The organism is Flavobacterium sp. LC2016-01, assembly GCF_009711135.1.
In the GTDB taxonomy this organism is placed as follows: Bacteria; Bacteroidota; Bacteroidia; order Flavobacteriales; family Flavobacteriaceae; genus Flavobacterium.
This window is the reverse complement of the sequence record NZ_WMIC01000013.1, coordinates 112,156-130,699: the sequence shown is the minus strand read 5'-3', so window position 1 is coordinate 130,699 and position 18,544 is coordinate 112,156. Positions and strand designations below refer to the sequence as shown.

The following is an 18,544-nucleotide window of genomic DNA, read 5'->3' as shown; positions in this document are numbered from 1 at the left end:
AGTAGTTAAGCCCGCCTGCGCAGATGGTACTGCAGTTATGTGGGAGAGTATGTCGTCGCCTTTCTTTTGAAAACCCTATTCTTTATTGAATAGGGTTTTTTGTTTTACAGAAGTTTTTGGCGGTTCTGATTCTTTTGAAAACCAAGACATCTTTCTGCCTCGAAATGCGTCAGGGATCGAAGCGGCATCTTTTTGCGGGAACGTGAACATCTCTTTTAAACTGAAAATCCTTCCGCAAAAGATACAGCGCAGAGCCCGGCCCGAAGGGAAACGCCCAAGTTATTTATAATTTAAATTAAACTTGCAATACGACGTTATGGTTAGTTATATAATTCTGTTAAATTAAAGTCAATTTTGGGTTTTAAATTTGAGTGAATTAGCCTTTTTAAATGTGAATCCCTATTTTTGTTTTAAATATTATAATTTAAGTATGAAAAAAACTATTGTATTGTTGACATTGTTTGTTATTGCAAATTTAAATGCTCAACAGCGCCCTAAGTTGGTTGTAGGTATTGTTGTAGATCAAATGAAAATGGAATATTTATATCGTTTTTCTGATGATTTTACACAAAATGGCTTTAAGAGATTAATGAATGAAGGATTCACTTTTCAGAATATGCATTATAATTATATGCCAACTTATACAGCACCAGGACATGCTTCAATTTATACAGGTACAACGCCAGCAACTCATGGTATAGTTGGTAATGAGTGGTTCAGCAGAACTTTAGGTAAAGATATGTATTGTACTGATGATGCCGGCGTAAAAACTGTTGGTGATGGAACTGCAGTAGAGGGCGCAATGTCTCCCAAAAATCTTCAAAGCACTACTATCACTGATGAAGTTAGAATGGCAACTAACTTTCAAGGTAAAGTTATTGGAATGAGTCTTAAAGATCGTGGTGCAATTTTGCCTGCTGGTCATTTTGCTAACTGGGCTTTTTGGTACAGTAAAACGGGTTCTTTTATTTCTAGTACTTTTTATGGTGAAAAATTACCAGAATGGGTAACTGAATTCAATAACGAAAAAAACTATTTGAAATATATCAATAAAGGTTGGGATTTATATAAACCGGCTTCGGTTTATAATGAAAGTCTTCCTGATAATAATCCATATGAAGGTAAATTATACGGAAGTGCAGCGCCTGTTTTTCCATATGATTTAAAAACAATGTACGAGAAAAATGATGCGGGAATTTTAAGATCTACCCCATTTGGTAATGATCTTTTAGCTGAATTTGCTAAAAAGGCTATTGAAAAAGAAGAGCTTGGAAAAGATAATATTACAGACTTCTTAACTGTAAGTTTTTCTTCAACGGATTATGTAGGGCATTTACTTGGGCCACGTTCAATGGAACTTCAGGATACTTATTTAAGATTGGATCAAACAATTGCTGACTTTTTAGCTTATTTAGACAAGACTGTGGGTAAAGGAAATTATCTTTTATTTTTAACCGCAGATCACGCTGGTGCTGAAAATGTAATTTATTTAAAAGATCGTAAATATAATGTTGATAATTATCCGTCAAAAGATGTGCTTAAAAGTCTTCAGGATTTTTCGGTTAAGACTTTTGGAGTTGATTTAGTGCTAAATTATTCTAATTTTAATATTTTCTTCAATAAGCAAATAATAAAAGATAAAGGTTTAGAATTGACAAAAGTAAAACAAGCCTTTAAAGAATTTTTAATTGGACAGCCACAAGTTAAAAAAGTATATACTGAAGAAGAAATTTTAGCAAATGGAGGAAATGACTATTATTTGAATTTTGTTGCAAAAGGCTATGATGTAACACAAGATGGTGATATGGTTGTAATTGATAAACCTGGTGATATTGAATATTCGGCAACTGGTACATCTCATGGAACGCCTTATAGTTATGATACTCATGTGCCTGCTATATTTTTCGGATGGCATATTAAAAAAGGAGAATCTTATGATAAAAAAGCTATTACGGAAATTGCTCCAACAATAGCGCAAAAAATCAAAGTTGCTTTCCCTAATGGAACTGAAGCAAAAGTAATGCAGGAAGTTTTAGATGAGAAAAAAGAAGTTTTGAATGCAAAAAAATAATTCAGACTAAATACAAATTTAAAAGCCAGTCAATTGACTGGCTTTTATTTTGCAAAAAAAAAAAAGGCTTTTCAATTAAGAAAAGCCTTTTGAGCAGTGTTTTTTTAGTAAGCACTTATTTTAATGTTAGCCTATGCGTTTGCTAACACTAATTCTTCGTTATAAGGAAGATTCCAAGCTTCAGCAACTCCTTTGTAAAGGATTTTTCCATTCGCTACGTTTAATCCTTTTTTCAATTCTTCGTTTTCGTTACAAGCTTTTTCCCATCCTTTGTTTGCTAACTGTAATGCATATGGCAAAGTAGCATTAGTTAAAGCCAAAGTTGATGTATAAGGAACAGCCCCTGGCATGTTAGCCACACAGTAGTGAACAATATCATCAATAATGAAAGTTGGATTTTCGTGAGTTGTAGGAGTACAAGTTTCGATACATCCTCCTTGATCAACAGCTACGTCAACAACAACAGTTCCTGGGCGCATTAATTTAAGCATATCACGAGTAATTAAGTGAGGTGCTTTTGCTCCTGGAATTAAAACTGCACCAACAATTAAGTCAGCATCTTTAATTGCTCTTGTGATATTATAGTGATTAGACATTTCTGTATTTACATTTGCCGGCATAATATCGTCTAATTGACGTAAACGTGGTAAACTTAAGTCCATGATAGTAACTTGAGCTCCCAAACCTGCAGCCATTTTCGCCGCTTGAGTTCCCACAATACCTCCACCTAAAACCAATACTTTAGCTGGTGGAACACCCGGAACACCACCTAAAAGAATTCCTCTTCCTTTTAATGGTTTTTCAAGATATTTAGCTCCTTGCTGAATAGCCATACGACCTGCAACTTCAGACATTGGAACTAATAATGGCAAACTGCGGTCTGTTTTTTCTACAGTTTCATATGCTAAACAAACTGCACCTTTTTCAAGCATTGCATGAGTTAATTCCTCAGATGAAGCAAAGTGAAAATAAGTAAAAAGTAATTGATCTTTTTTGATTAACGGATATTCAGATGCAATTGGTTCTTTTACTTTGATGATCATTTCTGCAATAGCATAAACTTCTTCAATAGTTCCTAAAACTACTGCACCAGCCTGAGTATATTCATCATCAGCAAATCCACTTCCTAAACCTGCAGTTGATTGTACATAAACAACATGTCCGTGTTTTTTCATTTCAGAAACACCAGCTGGAGTTAATGCTACACGATTTTCATTGTTTTTGATTTCTTTTGGAACACCTATTATCATATTGTTATATTTTTTTTGTTTTTCTTGAATTTGTTTTACAAAGCTACTCATAGAGAATATATTATTGATAATGGACTTATAAATAAGAAAATATTATTTTATTTTATACTTTTACAGAAATATTTTCTGTTTAAGGGCTTTTGAGGTTCCTAAAAGAGAAAAAATGACTAAATTCTATTAATTTAAGAAAACGTTTTCGTTATGGTTTTAGATGAAATTGACAAAAAAATCTTACGACTTTTGCAGGAAAATGCCCACTATACGCTGAAAGACATCGCAAACAAAATAAATTTGTCTCTGACACCTGTTCATGACAGGGTTAAACGTCTTGAAAAAGAGGGGGTTATAGAAAAATATGTTTCTATTTTAAACAAGAAAAAATTAGGAAACAACCTTACTGTATATTGTCAAGTTACTTTAACAAAACAGACGTACGATACTTCTGAAGGATTCAATCAATCTATTCTTGATTTACCAGAAGTTGTAGAATGCAACTACGTTTCTGGAAATTTTGATTATATGCTAAAAATTATCATTCCAGATATGGAAAGTTACCACCATTTTCATCAAAAGAAATTATCTGTTTTGCCTGAGGTTTCTTTGATTAACACTGTTTTTGTAATTTCGGAAGTAAAAAGCACAACTGTTCTTCCTATTTAATAAATAAAAAACCACCAAGAAAACTTGATGGTTTTTAGGAATGGTTGGTTTTGGTTTTTATATTAATAGTAAGTAAAGCGTCTTACTTTTGCAATATATTTTGCAAGACGAATTACCTGATGGCTATAGCCATATTCGTTATCGTACCAAATATAGAGTACAATATTTTTTCCATCTTTTGACACAATTGTAGCGTTACTGTCATAAATTGCAGGAGCAGAAGTTCCTACAATATCAGAAGAAACTAATTCATTATTCAAAGAATATTTTATTTGTTCTACAAGTTCGCCTTCAAGAGCGTATTTTTTCATGATTTTATTTACTCCCAAAATCGTCGTTGCTTTTTTAACTTCTAGATTCAAAACTACCAATGAACCATTAGGAACCGGAACACGAATAGCATTCGAAGTCAGTTTTCCTTCTAATGAAGGCAAAGCTTTTGCTACTGCACTTCCGGCACCGGTTTCGGTAATAACCATATTTAAGGCTGCGGCTCTACCGCGACGGTATTTTCTATGCATATTATCTACCAAATTTTGGTCATTTGTATAAGCATGAATGGTTTCCAAATGTCCTTTTACAACGCCTATAGTATCTTCAATAACTTTTAAAACTGGCGTAATTGCATTTGTAGTGCATGATGCTGCAGAAAAAATATTGATTTCATCTGGGTTGAAATCATTGTGATTTACGCCATGAACAATATTTGGAATTCCTTTTCCTGGAGCTGTCAGCAAAACTTTACTAACTCCTTTTGAAGCTAGATGTCTTTTTAGTGCTTCTGCTGTAGTAAACACTCCAGTATTGTCAATTAATAGTGAATCATTGATTCCGTATTGTGTGTAATCAATTTCTTCTGGTGTATTTGCTGATATAATATGAACGGTTGTTCCGTTGATAATTAAAGCGTTATTTTTCGGATCTGCAGTTACGGATCCTTGGAAATCTCCGTGAATTGAATCATAACGCAAAAGAGAAGCTCGTTTCTCTAAACTTGACGCATCATTTTGATCACGTGTTACAATTGCTCTCAAACGCAATTGATTTCCTTTTCCGGTTTTAGACATTAATTCTCTCGCCAATAAACGTCCAATTCTTCCGAAGCCATATAAAACAACATCTTTCGGCTGAATTTCTTCCGATGATTTTGCTTTTTTTAATTTATCCATAACAAAATATCGAGCATCAGGATATTTTTCATCTTCCAAACGATATTCATAAGTTAATTTGCCCAAATCTATTTTTGCAGGTGGCAAGTCCAGTGATAAAACAACTTTTGCGATTTCAACCGAATCAAAAATGGTAATTGGTTTTCCAACAAATTCCCCCGCATATTGATGCAAATTGATTATATCGCTGACGTTTTTATCTAATAATTGGTTTTTAAATAAAACCATTTCGATGGATTTGTCATACCATAAATCACTTATAACTTTGATTAATTCGACACCAGCTCTTCTTCGGTCGACTTGTAATGATACCTCTTTTTGGTACAAGGATTTTTTGCTCATAATTGACTAAATTGAAAAAATAAAATGCTCACTATTTTAAAATTTGGCGCAAAAGTATCCATTTCAATCGATTTCGTAAACTATTTTAGCATTTATTTTTGAAAATAAAAAAGCCACCTTATTTTTATAAGATGGCTTTTTTTTGAGTTTTCAGTCGCAGTCACAGTTTACAGTTTCAAAACTGAATACTGTGACTTAAATTATAATTCTAAATATCTCTCCGTTTCTGTTTATCATTTCAATTCGGGCACTTTGGCCTTCATCTTTTTTGCTTAACAGTTTAGACACGGTCTCTACATTTACAGCTTTGACATTATCAATGCTCAGAATGATATTGCCTTGTAATTCATTTTGATATCGCTTTAAATTTTCATCAGTAATATCCTTAATTTTCACACCATAATCAATTCTGAATCTCTTTTTATCAGCGGCATCTATATTTTCTAATTCCATTCCTTTAAATTCAGCGCTAAAAAATTCATTTTTGCTCAAAGTGACTGGAACCGTTTTCGTTTTTCCGTCTTTGATATACGTTACTTTCACTACATCATTTGGTCTTTTGGTATTAATGTAGCCAGACAAATCAGCATAAGTTGAAATGTTTTGTTCGTCTAATTTTACAATGATATCACCTTTGGCAAGTCCAGCTTTTTCAGCACCAGAGTTTTTAGAAACTTTATTAATATAAAAACCTTGCGTTTCTGTTATTCCTAATTCTTTAGAAGCACTGCTATTTAGTTCGCCGCCTTCAACACCAAGAATTCCTCTTTGAACATTTCCATATTCCATTATGTCTTCAATAATTTTTCTGGCAATATTAGAAGGAACTGCAAACGAATAACCTACATAAGATCCAGTCATTGAAGAAATCATCGTGTTAATTCCAATTAATTCTCCGCGAGTGTTTACTAAAGCTCCACCGCTATTTCCTGGATTTACAGCTGCATCGGTCTGAATGAAAGACTGAATACCGCTTTGATCTAAATTTCTGGCTTTCGCCGAAACAATTCCAGCCGTAACTGTTGAAGTTAAATTATACGGATTACCAACTGCTAAAACCCATTCACCAACTTTAACTGAATCTGAATTGGCAAAAGCAGTATATGGAAGTTTTTCATCGGCATCGATTTTTAGTAATGCGATATCCATTTTAGAATCTGTACCTATAAGTTTTGCTTTGTACGACTTTTTATTGTTCAACGTAATTTCAATTTCTGTTGCATCTTTAATCACGTGATTATTGGTCACAATATATCCATCTTCAGAAATAATAACACCAGAACCAGTTCCTACTTGTTCTTGTTGCTGCTGACCTCCGTAGCCATAGAAAAATTCCATCATAGGATTACTGACAGTGCGTCGCGAGACATTTTTTACGTGAACAACGGTATGAATTGTTTTATCAGCGGCAGCAGTAAAATCAACAGTTTCGGCTGATAATGCAACATTTCTGCCAAATGAATCGGGGGCTTGAGTAACAACAGAATTTTCTCTTCCAAAGAAAGAATTGCTGCCATCAAATAATAATTTGTACGCACCAAGTGTAGTAGCACCACTCAGTAATGACACTAAAAATAAGGTTGAAAATCTTTTCATAATTACAATTTATGTTTAAGTTACTAACGTAAAATTAAAGCAAAAAATTATTTGAAAAAATGCTTTAACGCTCTTTAACAATGATTAACATTTCATTAATTAATCTTCGCAGTTTCTTCGTACTTTTGCATTTCTTAACTACTAAAAAATGCAAATAGAATTTTATAAATATCAAGGTACAGGTAACGATTTTGTGATGATTGACAATCGTTCTAATTTTTTTCCAAAAGAAGATATTCAATTAATTGAACGTTTGTGTGACAGACGATTTGGTATTGGAGCGGACGGACTTATTCTACTTGAAAATGATTCTGAAACTGATTTCAGAATGGTTTATTATAACTCAGACGGAAATGAAAGTTCGATGTGCGGTAATGGAGGCCGTTGTCTGGTTGCTTTCGCTAATCAATTAGGTGTTATTAATGATAAAGCGACTTTTATCGCGACCGATGGATTGCACCATGCTTCAGTAGGAAATGATACTGTTGTTTCATTGCAGATGATTGATGTCGATGAAATTCAAAAACACGATTCACATACTTTTTTAAATACGGGTTCTCCGCATCATGTTCAATTAGTCGAAAATTTGAAACAATATAATGTGAAAGAAAATGGAGCGGCAATTCGTTATGGAGCATTATATGGAGAAAAAGGAAGCAACATCAATTTCGTTAAAAAAATTGATGACGATACTTTTTCACTTCGTACATATGAAAGAGGCGTGGAAGATGAAACACTTGCGTGCGGTACCGGTGCCACTGCCGTTGCGATCGCGATGAATGCAATTGGTCAAACAGACAAAACTTCAATCAATTTAAATGTTGAAGGCGGAAAACTGGTTGTTTCATTTGATAAATTAGGAGAACATTTTTCAAATGTTTTCTTGACTGGACCTGCAAAATTCGTTTTTAAAGGAACGATAGAAATATAATCAATGATGTCAGTCTGAGCGAAGTCGAAGACAAATTCCAAAATCTAAAATTGAAGAATGATCACACTCAAAGGCGAAAATATTTATTTACGTGCATTAGAACCTAATGATTTAGAGTTTGTATATGCGATGGAAAATGATCAGAGTATTTGGGAAGTCAGTAATACTAATACACCTTACAGCCGTTTTTTGATTCGGCAATACCTTGAAAATGCACAGCAGGATATTTATGAAGCGAAACAATTGCGTTTAGCCATTTGTCAAGATGAAGATTTTCCTGCCATTGGATTGATTGATATATTTGAATTTGATCCTAGAAATAATAGGGCCGGAATAGGAATTGTGATTCAAAATAAAGAGCATAGAAATCAAAACATTGGTTCTGAGGCATTAGACTTATTAATTAATTATTCTTTTCACAATTTAAACCTTCATCAGCTTTATGCAAATATTAATGTAGGAAATGTAGCTAGTATAGCACTTTTTACTAAATTTGGTTTTGAGAAAATCGGAATTAAAAAAGATTGGATTTTGCTTAATAACCACTATCAAGACGAAGCAATTTTTCAATTAATTAACAAACAAATTTAAAATTTAAACTTTGAGCTTAAAAAAAATTATCACGATAGTAGCTGTAGCCGTAATTTCAGTTTTAATGATTTACGGATTTATTTTAATTAATAAAATTTTCAGCTCGAATACCAAATTTGAAGAAAAAGAACTTTATGTATATGTTCCAACTGGAGCTAATTATACTGATGTAAAAAAAATACTGGAACCCTATATTAAGAATTTCGATAATTTTGAAATGGTAGCCAGTAAAAGAAGCTATCCTGAAAATGTAAAATCAGGTCGTTTTTTACTTAAAAAAGATATGAATAACATTGATTTAGTACGTGCAATGCGTTCTAATGTTCCTGTTAAATTAGCTTTTAATAACCAAGAGCGTCTTGAGAATTTTGCAGGAAGAGTTGGTTCAGAAATTGAGGCAGATAGTTTGTCTTTATTAAAAGCGATAAAAGATTCTACTTTTATGGCGCAGAATGGTTTCAATGAAGACAATGTTTTTGCGATGTTTGTTCCTAATACTTATGAGATTTACTGGAATACTTCAGCAGAAAAATTCCGCGATAAAATGATCAAGGAATATCATAAATTTTGGACTGACGAAAGAATAGCGAAAGCAAAAAAACAAGGACTTACTCCAGTTCAAGCAACTATTTTGGCGTCAATTGTACATAAAGAGTCTGTAAAGAAAGATGAGAGACCTCGTATTGCTGGAGTTTATTTAAACCGTTTGCGTCTAGATATGCCACTTCAGGCAGATCCAACAGTTATTTATGCGCTGAAATTGAGAGATAATAATTTCGACCAAGTTATTAAAAGAGTTTTTTATAACGATTTGGTTATGAAATCTCCATATAATACATACGTGAATGTAGGACTTCCTCCAGGACCAATCGCAATGCCTGATATTACGGCTCTTGATGCGGTTTTAAATCCTGAGAAGAACGATTATATTTATTTTTGTGCAAGCGTTGAACGTTTTGGCTATCATGAATTTGCTTCTACTTTAGCAGAACATAATGTAAATGCAAAAAAATATTCAGACTGGATTGCCAGCCAAGGTGTTACGAGATAACTATTTTTTTGATAAAATATAATTATTTAAACCGAAGTATATTTACTTCGGTTTTTTTGTTCGTATAAGTTACTTACATGTATAGGAATAAAGTTCTATTTTTTAATCTAGATTTAAAAATGATAACTCAAATTTGATGTTTTAGTGATTTTGGAAATTGTTTTTTGACAATGAAATCAAAAAAAAGAGCATATACTAGGTTTTTTACTACAAATTTATTCTGAATATTTTCCAGTTGAAATTATATTCAGTCCAAAAAAGCAATATTTTTTGTAGGCTTTATCTTTGTTTTTTAACAAATTTGATAAAAAAATGATAAAAATGACATTTTTTTGGATTTAATTATTCCAGTTTTTCGGCACAATTCCACTTCCTCGAAAATGCTCTTAAACTGCATGATCAAAGGGCTTAAACAGGATTTTTAATTTTTTAAATTTACATAAATAGCTGGTTTACAGTATTGTTTTGTATTTCTTATCTTTGCACTGTAGAAATTTCAAGAGGGTGACAGCGTCTTGAAGAAAAACAATTTATGATAAAGAAATGGTATTTTTATGCGAGTTTAGTCGTTATTATTACATTTTTAAGTTTGGGTTTTAAACCCTTCAATCTGGAAACCAAACGTTGGTTTCTCACCGAAAAATCAGATGGAGCAGAATACATTTTTCCATCACAAGAAAAGGATGATTATCCTAATTTAAACTTCCCATACACCGGAAATCATTTTATAGGTTTTAAAGAAGCAGTAGCTTTCAAAGAATCTCAAGGAAAGTACCGCTTGGTTAACTCACTTGGTTATATGGGAAAATACCAGTTTGGTTCTGAAGCCCTAAGAGCTATTGGTATAAAAAACAACAAAGCCTTTTTAAAGGATCCTGCGCTACAAGAAAAAGCTTTCATTGCTTTATTATCCAAAAACAAATGGATTTTGCGTTATGAAATCGAAAAGTACGAAGGAAAAGTAATTAATGGTATTGAAATTACCGAATCTGGAATTTTAGCTGCAGCACACCTAGGTGGAGCTGGTTCAGTGAAAAGCTTCTTCAAGAACAAAGGAGCAAGGCATTTTAGAGATGCTTACGGAACTTCATTAAAAAGCTATATGAAAGACTTTGGAGGTTATGATCTCTCTTATATTGAAGCTGATAGTAATGCGACAATACATAAGATCTAAAAAAGCATAAAAAATCCCGAATCAGTCAATTCGGGATTTTTTATGCTTTTTAGTCAATTAATATTTCTAAAATTTGAATTGCGGCTTCGCTTATTTTTGTTCCTGGGCCAAAAATTGCCACTGCACCAGCATCAAATAAATATTGATAGTCCTGCGCCGGAATTACACCGCCTACAATTACCATAATATCTTCACGGCCGTGTTTTTTTAGTTCTTCAATAACCTGTGGAACTAATGTTTTATGTCCGGCAGCTAATGATGAAACTCCTAAAATATGAACGTCATTTTCTACGGCTTGTTTTGCTGCTTCAGCCGGAGTTTGAAATAATGGACCTATATCCACGTCAAAACCAACATCGGCATAACCGGTTGCTACCACTTTTGCGCCACGGTCATGACCATCTTGTCCCATTTTAGCAATCATAATTCTAGGGCGTCTTCCTTCTTGTTTTGCAAAAGCATCAGCTAATTGTTTTGCCTTTTCAAAATTTTCGTCATTTTTTATTGCTGCACTATACACACCGCTAAAGGATTTAATTTGTGCTTTAAATCGTCCAAAAACACTTTCCAGAGCATCGCTGATTTCCCCTAAAGTTGCTCTTTCTCGTGCAGCTTCGGTCGCAATTTCTAATAAGTTTCCTTGTCCTGTTTTAGCACAATGAATTAATTTTTCCAGTGATTGATTTACTTTTTCAGTATTTCTGCTTGCTTTTATTTCTGTAAGACGCTCAATTTGCTGTTTACGGACCATTTGGTTGTCAACATCCAAAATATGAAGCGGATCTTCTTTTTCTAATCTAAATTTATTTACACCAACAATAATATCCTGGCCGCTGTCAATTCTCGCTTGTTTTCTCGCTGCAGCTTCTTCAATTCGAAGTTTCGGAATCCCGGCTTCGATTGCTTTCGTCATACCGCCGAGTTCTTCAACTTCTTCAATTAATTTCCAAGTACTTTCTAAAATCTCATTTGTTAACGATTCAACATAATAACTGCCTCCCCAAGGATCGACAGTTTTAGTGATTTTAGTTTCTTCCTGTAAATAAATCTGCGTATTTCGAGCAATTCTGGCTGAAAAGTCAGTTGGCAAAGCAATGGCTTCGTCTAAAGCATTGGTATGAAGAGATTGCGTTCCTCCAAATGCAGCAGCAGTTGCTTCAATACAAGTTCTGGCAACATTATTAAAAGGATCCTGTTCGGTTAAACTCCATCCGCTGGTTTGGCAATGCGTTCTCAATGCCAATGATTTATCACTTTTCGGGTTAAAGTGTTGAATCAGTTTTGCCCAGATCATACGGCCGGCTCTCATTTTTGCAATTTCCATAAAATGATTCATTCCAATTGCCCAAAAGAAAGAGAGGCGTGGAGCAAATTCATCAATCGTCATTCCGGTTGATAATCCTGTTCGAATATATTCTAAACCATCGGCTAAAGTATAGGCCAATTCAATATCAGCTGTTGCGCCGGCTTCCTGCATATGATATCCAGAAATAGAGATAGAATTGAATTTTGGCATTTTTTTGCTTGTGAATTCAAAAATATCAGCAATAATTTTCATCGAAGGTGTTGGTGGATAAATGTAAGTATTACGCACCATGAATTCTTTCAAAATATCATTTTGAATAGTTCCTGATAGTTTTTCAATTGCAACGCCTTGTTCTTCTGCAGCTACAATATAAAATGCCATAATAGGTAATACAGCGCCGTTCATGGTCATGGAAACCGACATTTCATCTAAGGGAATCTGATCAAATAATACTTTCATATCTTCAACCGAATCGATTGCAACGCCTGCTTTTCCAACATCGCCAACAACACGCTCGTGATCTGAATCGTAACCACGATGTGTAGGCAAATCAAAAGCAATTGAAAGCCCTTTTTGACCTGCAGCAAGGTTTCTTCTGTAAAAAGCATTACTTTCTTCTGCAGTCGAAAATCCGGCGTATTGACGAATTGTCCACGGACGACGAACGTACATTGTTGCGTATGGTCCGCGTAAATTCGGTGCAAAACCAGCTCCAAAATCCAGAAACTTTAAATCTTCTATATCTTTTTCAGAATAGTTTTTTTTGAGCTCGATTCCTTCTGCTGTAGTAAAGTTGTTCGTCAAATCTTTAGACTTTAGATTTTCGACTTTCGACTTTTGACTTTCAAGATTGATATTTTTAAGGTCTTTTCTCATCATGGAGACACTTTCTTTGGTATGATTATTAATTACGTTTAAAAAGAATTACTCAAGCTCAAGTCTTTCTTGTTCCAGTTTCTCGGCTAATCTTTTTTCTATAATAGGTGTAATTAATGTTTTTCTAGGTTTGATTTTTACAAAAGGAAACAATTCCAAATCATGTTTCATTTTGTCCTCTTTGTTAGGATATTTATTGGTTCCCAATAAAACTTCTTTCTTAGAATCAAATAAATCTTGTTCTTTAGCAGCGCTTTCCTGAATTTTCTTTTTAATCGTTCCGTCGTTTAAAAGTTTTAAGAAACCTCCTTCAGCTTCGATTTCTTTAAATAATTTTAAACTTTTTTCTGCCAATTGCATTGTTAAACTTTCAATGTAATAACTTCCATCGGCCGGATTATCGACTTTGTCAAAATAGCTTTCATGTTTTAAAACTAAAAGCTGGTTTCTTGCAATTCGATCGCCAAATTCATTGTCTTTATGATATAAAGCATCATAAGGCAAATTAGCCACAGCATCGGCGCCGCCTAAAATTGCCGACATACATTCGGTTGTAGTACGAAGCATATTTACGTTATAATCGTAAATAGTTTTATTTCGTTTGGTTGGCGTAACCAAAAAATGACAATCTATTTCTGGATTGTATTCTGTGGCGATTAATTTGAAAAGCATTCGCAAAGCACGAAGTTTTGCAATTTCAAAAAAGTAATTTGTTCCAACAGCTATTTGAAAAACAATTGTTTTGTCTGAAGCTGGAAAACGGTTTAAATATTCATTAGCATGCGCTAAACTGTAAGCAATTTGCTGTGTGATATTGGCTCCAGAATTTTGATACAAACCTGAATCTACGCTAAGAAATGAAAGATTGGTTTGAGACGAAATTTTTTCAAGTGTTTCAAAATTGTTTTTATCTGATGTGTTAAACCAGTTTCCGTCTCGTGCTAATTGTCCAATTGGATCTAAATTGCAATAAAAAATTGCCTTTTTTTCAATAGAAATAGTGTTCAGTTTTTTTACGAAATCGATTGAGATAAAACTCAAATAAAAGTAAACGGTTCTGTTTTCTAAAGGAAGATTTTCCAGTAATTTTTGAACGTCAGTATTTTCGTTTTCGATAGTAAAACGTAGACTTTCGGCACCTCTTTCAATCGAATTAATTGCTTTTTTTATCGATTTTTCGATATCAAAAACAAATATGTTTTGGCAGATTTTAAAGTTTGAAGCCTGGGTTTGTACAGAAGCACTTTGGGTAAATTCATCGTCATGATAAAAAGGTTTTACCTGAATGTCTTCTGGAGAATTCCAAATTACAGTTTGGTTGTAGTCGGCTCCATCCAATTCAAACTGAATTTTTTGTTTCCATTGTTTGGATGAAATCGGATTAAAATCTTCGAATAGGTTAGTGGCCATTAGGTGTTTTTTCTGAATTATTCTTTTTCTTGAATAGTGTCTCCTTCAAATTGGATGATGTAAATATCTTCGCTGTCTTTTTTCATAAAGTACTTTTCGCGAGCATATTTTTCTATTTGTTCAGGATTTTTAAGTTGTTTGATCTGTTCTTGATCTTTTTTTATTTCGTCCTGATAATATTTTTTATTGTCTTGCAGTTCGTTAATCTGCCCGTCTAAAAAACGATGATCAAAGTAGGAGTAATTATCTAAAAATAACATCCAGACAATAAAAAACAGCAAGACCCAAACATATTTGTTACCCAAATATTTGAACCATTTTTTGTCTTTGTATGGATTTTTGAATTTCATATAACCGAGTGTTTCTTTTGAATATGATTGGTCTTTTTAGCCCCGATAGAGCCGGTATCTCCCGATTTAGAAAAACAAGGCTTTTGCCGTAGTTTTTTCTTTATCGGGAATAAAGGCGAAAGCGGGAATTAGCTCCTAATTTTTATGGTTTAAATTTACAATAAAAATTATGAAATTCGCTGATTAATTACGGCGCGAACTACATCAATTGCTACAGTATTGTATTTGTCATTTGGAATAATAATGTCTGCAAAAGCCTTTGATGGTTCGATAAATTGCTCATGCATAGGTTTTAAGGTGTTTTGGTAACGGTTTAAAACCTCGTTAATGTCACGTCCGCGTTCTGAAATATCTCTTTTTAAACGGCGAACTAATCTTTCGTCAGAATCAGCGTGAACGAAAATTTTAATATCGCAAAGTTCACGTAATTCAGGATTTGTCAAAATTAAAATACCTTCAACGATCATTACTTTTCTGGGATGCGTTGCCACGGTATCATCCGTTCTGTTGTGCTGAATGAACGAATAAACCGGCTGATCGATTGTCTCTCCAGCTTTTAAAGCTTTTAAGTGTTTTACCAATAATTCAAAATCAATAGATCTTGGATGATCAAAATTAATTAATGCTCTTTCGTCAAATGACAAATTGGTTGTTTCTTTATAATACGAATCTTGAGAAATTACGCCAACTTCAGTGTCTGGTAATTCTGTCATGATTTGGTGTACTACTGTTGTTTTTCCACTTCCTGTTCCTCCTGCAAGTCCAATAATGAGCATAAAATTTTTGTTTGATATTTGTTTGACAAAATTAATAATTAAAGTGAATTGTTAAGCATTTAAAATAATTTAACCATATAAGTAATGTAAGTAAATTTAAGTTGCAAAATGTTTAAGCGACATAATGCTTAATTGAACTTATATCACTTATATGGTTAAAAAACTATTAACTGAATGGTGAAAAACATAAAAAAATCCCGAAAGTAAACCTTCGGGATTTCGTGCAATCAGTATAGATTTAAAAAATATTCTGAATTTAGTAAGCACTTGTAATTATTTATTCTTTTTTGCTTTTATCATCATTTCAAGCTGATCCCAAAGTTCTTCTGGAATTGCTTCTAATAAATTGAATTGTCCTGCGCCTTTTAACCATTCGCCTCCATCAATCGTGATGACATCACCATTCACGTAAGCTGAAAAATCAGAAACTAAATAAGCCGCTAAATTGGCTAGTTCTTGGTGATCTCCAACACGTTTCAAAGGCACTTTTTTGGCCATATCAAACTTTTCAGCAAGATCTCCCGGCAATAATCTGTCCCAAGCTCCTTTTGTAGGGAATGGCCCCGGAGCGATGGCATTAGAACGGATTCCATATTTTGCCCATTCTACAGCAAGACTTCTTGTCATGGCTAAAACTCCTGCTTTTGCAGTTGCACTTGGCACCACATAAGCAGAACCTGTCCAAGCATAAGTTGTTACAATATTTAAAATCGTTGCTGATGTTTGTTTGGTGTCAATCCAATGTTTTCCAAAAGCCAGTGTACAGTTTTTAGAACCTTTAAGTACAATATCGATAACCGTATCAAAAGCATTTGCAGATAAACGTTCTGTTGGCGAAATAAAATTTCCCGCAGCATTATTCAAAAGAACATCTACTTTTCCGAAAACTTTTAAAGTTTCCTGAAGCATATTTTCTACTTCTTCATAATGACGAACGTCGCATTGAAGCGGTAAACATTTTCCGCCTGTTTCACTTTCAAGTTCTGCTGCAGTAGTTTTTAGTTTTTCTAAATCTCTGGAAGTAATTGCTACTTGAGCACCTAATTCTAAGAAATATTTGGTCATTGCTTTTCCTAAACCGCTTCCGCCGCCTGTGACTACTATGACTTTGCCTTTTAAGGCGTCATCGCGCAACATTTTATCTGTATAGCTCATACTTTTCTTTTTTTACAATATTAATTAAAAAAATAGGATGCACGCATAATATTGTTATAAAATTTTGATAAACTTTATATATCACACAGTTTTTTTGCGGCAGCTTCTAAGGTGAAATTATCTTTGGCGAAACAAAAACGTATCAATTTCTGGTCTTTATGATCAGAATAAAAAGTTGAAATTGGAATCGCTGCAACGCCGTGATTGATGATTAGATTTTTGCAGAAAGTAACATCATCTTCATCTGAAATATTAGCATAAGAAGCTACTTGGAAGTAAGTTCCTTCGCATGGTTTTAGTTCAAAGCGGCTATTTTGAAGCAGTTTTTGAAAATAATCTCTTTTTTCCTGATAGAATTTTCCAAGCAAATTGACATCAACAACATCTAAATATTCGCTGATGGCAACTTGAGAAATACTGTTGACGCTGAAAACCAAGAACTGATGTACTTTCTTGATTTCTTTCATTAAATATTCCGGTGCAATCGTGTAGCCAATTTTCCAGCCTGTAATATGGAATGATTTCCCGAAAGAAGAAACCATAATACATCTGTCTAAAAGAAAACTTTTGGTATGTGCCGAAATATGTTTTTCTTCGAAAGTAATGTATTCGTAAACTTCGTCGGATAAAACTAAAAGATCCGGATATTTTGAAAGTATTTTTTCTAATTGAAGAAAATCGGCTTCGTTTAATATTTTTCCTGTTGGATTATGCGGATTATTGATGATAATCATGCGGCTTTTCTCTGAGCAGGCTTTTTCGATGGTGTCCCAATTTGGAGTATAATCATCGTTCAATGCAACCCGAATTGGTTTTGCTTTGCAGAGTAAAACAGGAGATTCATACGAATCATAACTCGGATCGAGAATAATCACTTCGTCATTTTCTTTTACTAAAGCTAAAATTGTAGTAAAAATTCCCTGTGTCGCGCCTGCTGTAACTAAAAGCTCTGTTTCAGGATTAATTGTTCTGTTATAAGAATCCTGAGTTAGTTTCGCAATTTTGTTCATCAATGGCGGATAACCTGCCATTGGTGTATATTGATGGACGTTTTCCTTTGATAACCGGGCAACAATATCCGTTAATCTTTCATCAACAGGAAAATTTGGAAATCCCTGTGAAAGATTTATTGCATTGTATTCAGCTGCCATTTTTGACATTACCGTGAAAATGCTTGTGGTTATGTTTGGGAGTTTACTCATAATAAAGTTTGATTTTAGGGAAACTTGTGAGTGAATAAGATAAACTTAATTTATTATTATCGGCATAGAGTAAAGGACTCTAACGGTTTTATTGTTTTGTTGTCCTGGGCTCCATTTTGGAAATAGTTGTAAAACTCTTATGGCTTCTGCAGCTGTTTCGTATCCAATGTCTCTTAAAATTTTAATACCGCTTAATGATCCGTCTTTTTCAATAACAAACATGGCATATATCTTTCCTTTTAAACCTTCTTTTGGAATTTTGAAATTTTGTTTTATAAAGGCGTTCATTGCTTCTACTCCTCCAGGGAATTCAGGTCTTACATCAATTCCTGCTGTATTGTAAATTTGATTTTCTTCGGAAGTTTCTTTCGCTTGCGTATCTATAGTGAGAACTTCATTTTTTTTCTTTTCAGGAAATACAGTTTGGGAAAACATGTTTTGTCCCGAACAAATCAAAATAAGGAGGATAAACTTTTTCATATGGTGGTTTTAAGGTTAGTTTACATTTTATGAATGATAAAAATCGTAGGTCGATTGTGAAGGTTAAATTTTGATGACTTGCGAAAGATTTATCGAATTGTATTCAGCTCTCATTTTAGAAATTACCGTTAAAATGCTTGTAGTTACGTTTGGG

General features: G+C 33.6%; 16 protein-coding genes. 6 read left to right on the top strand and 10 right to left on the bottom strand.

Going from position 1 to position 18,544, the window contains the following annotated elements; genetic code table 11:
* The first annotated feature begins 430 nt into the window (after positions 1-430).
* Positions 431-2,071: an alkaline phosphatase PafA gene (pafA, locus tag GKZ88_RS21545; protein WP_155104360.1), complete on the top strand. Its 1,641-nt coding sequence runs from the start codon at positions 431-433 to the stop codon at positions 2,069-2,071.
* Between the two features lie 131 nt (positions 2,072-2,202).
* Here the strand turns inward: pafA and ald are convergent, their stop codons facing one another.
* Complete coding sequence (gene ald, locus GKZ88_RS21540; protein WP_155104368.1) at positions 2,203-3,321, bottom strand: alanine dehydrogenase; 1,119 nt, start codon at positions 3,319-3,321, stop codon at positions 2,203-2,205.
* A gap of 201 nt (positions 3,322-3,522) precedes the next feature.
* On the opposite strand from ald, the gene GKZ88_RS21535 reads away from it, so the two are divergent.
* Positions 3,523-3,981: an Lrp/AsnC family transcriptional regulator gene (locus tag GKZ88_RS21535; protein WP_155104359.1), complete on the top strand. Its 459-nt coding sequence runs from the start codon at positions 3,523-3,525 to the stop codon at positions 3,979-3,981.
* Positions 3,982-4,043: 62 nt separating this feature from the next.
* Here the strand turns inward: GKZ88_RS21535 and GKZ88_RS21530 are convergent, their stop codons facing one another.
* Together GKZ88_RS21530 and GKZ88_RS21525 are read right to left on the bottom strand one after the other, a co-directional pair.
* The gene (locus tag GKZ88_RS21530) at positions 4,044-5,492 is read right to left on the bottom strand and encodes a glyceraldehyde-3-phosphate dehydrogenase (protein WP_155104358.1); all 1,449 of its coding nucleotides are present in this window, start codon (positions 5,490-5,492) and stop codon (positions 4,044-4,046) included.
* Between the two features lie 195 nt (positions 5,493-5,687).
* A complete protein-coding gene (locus GKZ88_RS21525; protein WP_155104357.1) occupies positions 5,688-7,088 on the bottom strand; it encodes a trypsin-like peptidase domain-containing protein in 1,401 nt (466 codons plus the stop codon).
* A gap of 148 nt (positions 7,089-7,236) precedes the next feature.
* On the opposite strand from GKZ88_RS21525, the gene dapF reads away from it, so the two are divergent.
* From dapF to GKZ88_RS21505, 4 genes are all read left to right on the top strand, one after another.
* A complete protein-coding gene (gene dapF / locus GKZ88_RS21520; RefSeq protein WP_155104356.1) occupies positions 7,237-8,019 on the top strand; it encodes a diaminopimelate epimerase in 783 nt (260 codons plus the stop codon).
* A gap of 57 nt (positions 8,020-8,076) precedes the next feature.
* A complete protein-coding gene (locus GKZ88_RS21515) occupies positions 8,077-8,610 on the top strand; it encodes a GNAT family protein (protein ID WP_155104355.1) in 534 nt (177 codons plus the stop codon).
* A 10-nt stretch (positions 8,611-8,620) separates the two neighbouring features.
* Positions 8,621-9,661 (top strand): endolytic transglycosylase MltG, encoded by a 1,041-nt coding sequence (mltG, locus tag GKZ88_RS21510; RefSeq protein ID WP_155104354.1) that lies wholly within the window; start codon positions 8,621-8,623, stop codon positions 9,659-9,661.
* 532 nt (positions 9,662-10,193) lie between these two features.
* Complete coding sequence (locus GKZ88_RS21505) at positions 10,194-10,835, top strand: peptidoglycan-binding protein LysM (RefSeq protein ID WP_155104353.1); 642 nt, start codon at positions 10,194-10,196, stop codon at positions 10,833-10,835.
* A 49-nt stretch (positions 10,836-10,884) separates the two neighbouring features.
* On the opposite strand, the gene scpA is transcribed toward GKZ88_RS21505, so the two are convergent.
* The 7 genes from scpA to GKZ88_RS21470 all read right to left on the bottom strand — a co-directional run bounded on the left by scpA (position 10,885) and on the right by GKZ88_RS21470 (position 18,390).
* Positions 10,885-13,020, bottom strand: a complete 2,136-nt coding sequence (scpA, locus tag GKZ88_RS21500; RefSeq protein WP_196216507.1) for a methylmalonyl-CoA mutase — start codon at positions 13,018-13,020, stop codon at positions 10,885-10,887.
* A gap of 45 nt (positions 13,021-13,065) precedes the next feature.
* A complete protein-coding gene (locus GKZ88_RS21495; RefSeq protein ID WP_155104352.1) occupies positions 13,066-14,427 on the bottom strand; it encodes a methylmalonyl-CoA mutase subunit beta in 1,362 nt (453 codons plus the stop codon).
* A 17-nt stretch (positions 14,428-14,444) separates the two neighbouring features.
* Positions 14,445-14,777: a septum formation initiator family protein gene (locus GKZ88_RS21490; protein ID WP_155104351.1), complete on the bottom strand. Its 333-nt coding sequence runs from the start codon at positions 14,775-14,777 to the stop codon at positions 14,445-14,447.
* Between the two features lie 167 nt (positions 14,778-14,944).
* Positions 14,945-15,553, bottom strand: coding sequence for a uridine kinase (udk, locus tag GKZ88_RS21485; protein WP_115888988.1), 609 nt, complete (start codon positions 15,551-15,553; stop codon positions 14,945-14,947).
* Positions 15,554-15,826: 273 nt separating this feature from the next.
* Complete coding sequence (locus GKZ88_RS21480; RefSeq protein ID WP_165768099.1) at positions 15,827-16,708, bottom strand: SDR family oxidoreductase; 882 nt, start codon at positions 16,706-16,708, stop codon at positions 15,827-15,829.
* Between the two features lie 74 nt (positions 16,709-16,782).
* On the bottom strand, positions 16,783-17,910 hold the full coding sequence (locus GKZ88_RS21475; RefSeq protein WP_155104350.1) for a methionine aminotransferase: 1,128 nt from the start codon (positions 17,908-17,910) through the stop codon (positions 16,783-16,785).
* 45 nt (positions 17,911-17,955) lie between these two features.
* Entirely contained in the window at positions 17,956-18,390 is a 435-nt protein-coding gene (locus GKZ88_RS21470) for an energy transducer TonB (protein ID WP_155104349.1), read from the bottom strand.
* Between the last annotated feature and the right edge of the window lie 154 nt (positions 18,391-18,544).

Bases quoted from the DNA above. Each gene is read 5' to 3' on its own strand.
- pafA (WP_155104360.1), top strand. From the start codon at position 431: ATGAAAAAAACTATTGTATTGTTGACATTGTTTGTTATTGCAAATTTA.
- ald (WP_155104368.1), bottom strand. From the start codon at position 3,321: ATGATAATAGGTGTTCCAAAAGAAATCAAAAACAATGAAAATCGTGTA.
- GKZ88_RS21535 (WP_155104359.1), top strand. From the start codon at position 3,523: ATGGTTTTAGATGAAATTGACAAAAAAATCTTACGACTTTTGCAGGAA.
- GKZ88_RS21530 (WP_155104358.1), bottom strand. From the start codon at position 5,492: ATGAGCAAAAAATCCTTGTACCAAAAAGAGGTATCATTACAAGTCGAC.
- GKZ88_RS21525 (WP_155104357.1), bottom strand. From the start codon at position 7,088: ATGAAAAGATTTTCAACCTTATTTTTAGTGTCATTACTGAGTGGTGCT.
- dapF (WP_155104356.1), top strand. From the start codon at position 7,237: ATGCAAATAGAATTTTATAAATATCAAGGTACAGGTAACGATTTTGTG.
- GKZ88_RS21515 (WP_155104355.1), top strand. From the start codon at position 8,077: ATGATCACACTCAAAGGCGAAAATATTTATTTACGTGCATTAGAACCT.
- GKZ88_RS21505 (WP_155104353.1), top strand. From the start codon at position 10,194: ATGATAAAGAAATGGTATTTTTATGCGAGTTTAGTCGTTATTATTACA.
- scpA (WP_196216507.1), bottom strand. From the start codon at position 13,020: ATGATGAGAAAAGACCTTAAAAATATCAATCTTGAAAGTCAAAAGTCG.
- GKZ88_RS21495 (WP_155104352.1), bottom strand. From the start codon at position 14,427: ATGGCCACTAACCTATTCGAAGATTTTAATCCGATTTCATCCAAACAA.
- GKZ88_RS21490 (WP_155104351.1), bottom strand. From the start codon at position 14,777: ATGAAATTCAAAAATCCATACAAAGACAAAAAATGGTTCAAATATTTG.
- udk (WP_115888988.1), bottom strand. From the start codon at position 15,553: ATGCTCATTATTGGACTTGCAGGAGGAACAGGAAGTGGAAAAACAACA.
- GKZ88_RS21480 (WP_165768099.1), bottom strand. From the start codon at position 16,708: ATGAGCTATACAGATAAAATGTTGCGCGATGACGCCTTAAAAGGCAAA.
- GKZ88_RS21475 (WP_155104350.1), bottom strand. From the start codon at position 17,910: ATGAGTAAACTCCCAAACATAACCACAAGCATTTTCACGGTAATGTCA.
- GKZ88_RS21470 (WP_155104349.1), bottom strand. From the start codon at position 18,390: ATGAAAAAGTTTATCCTCCTTATTTTGATTTGTTCGGGACAAAACATG.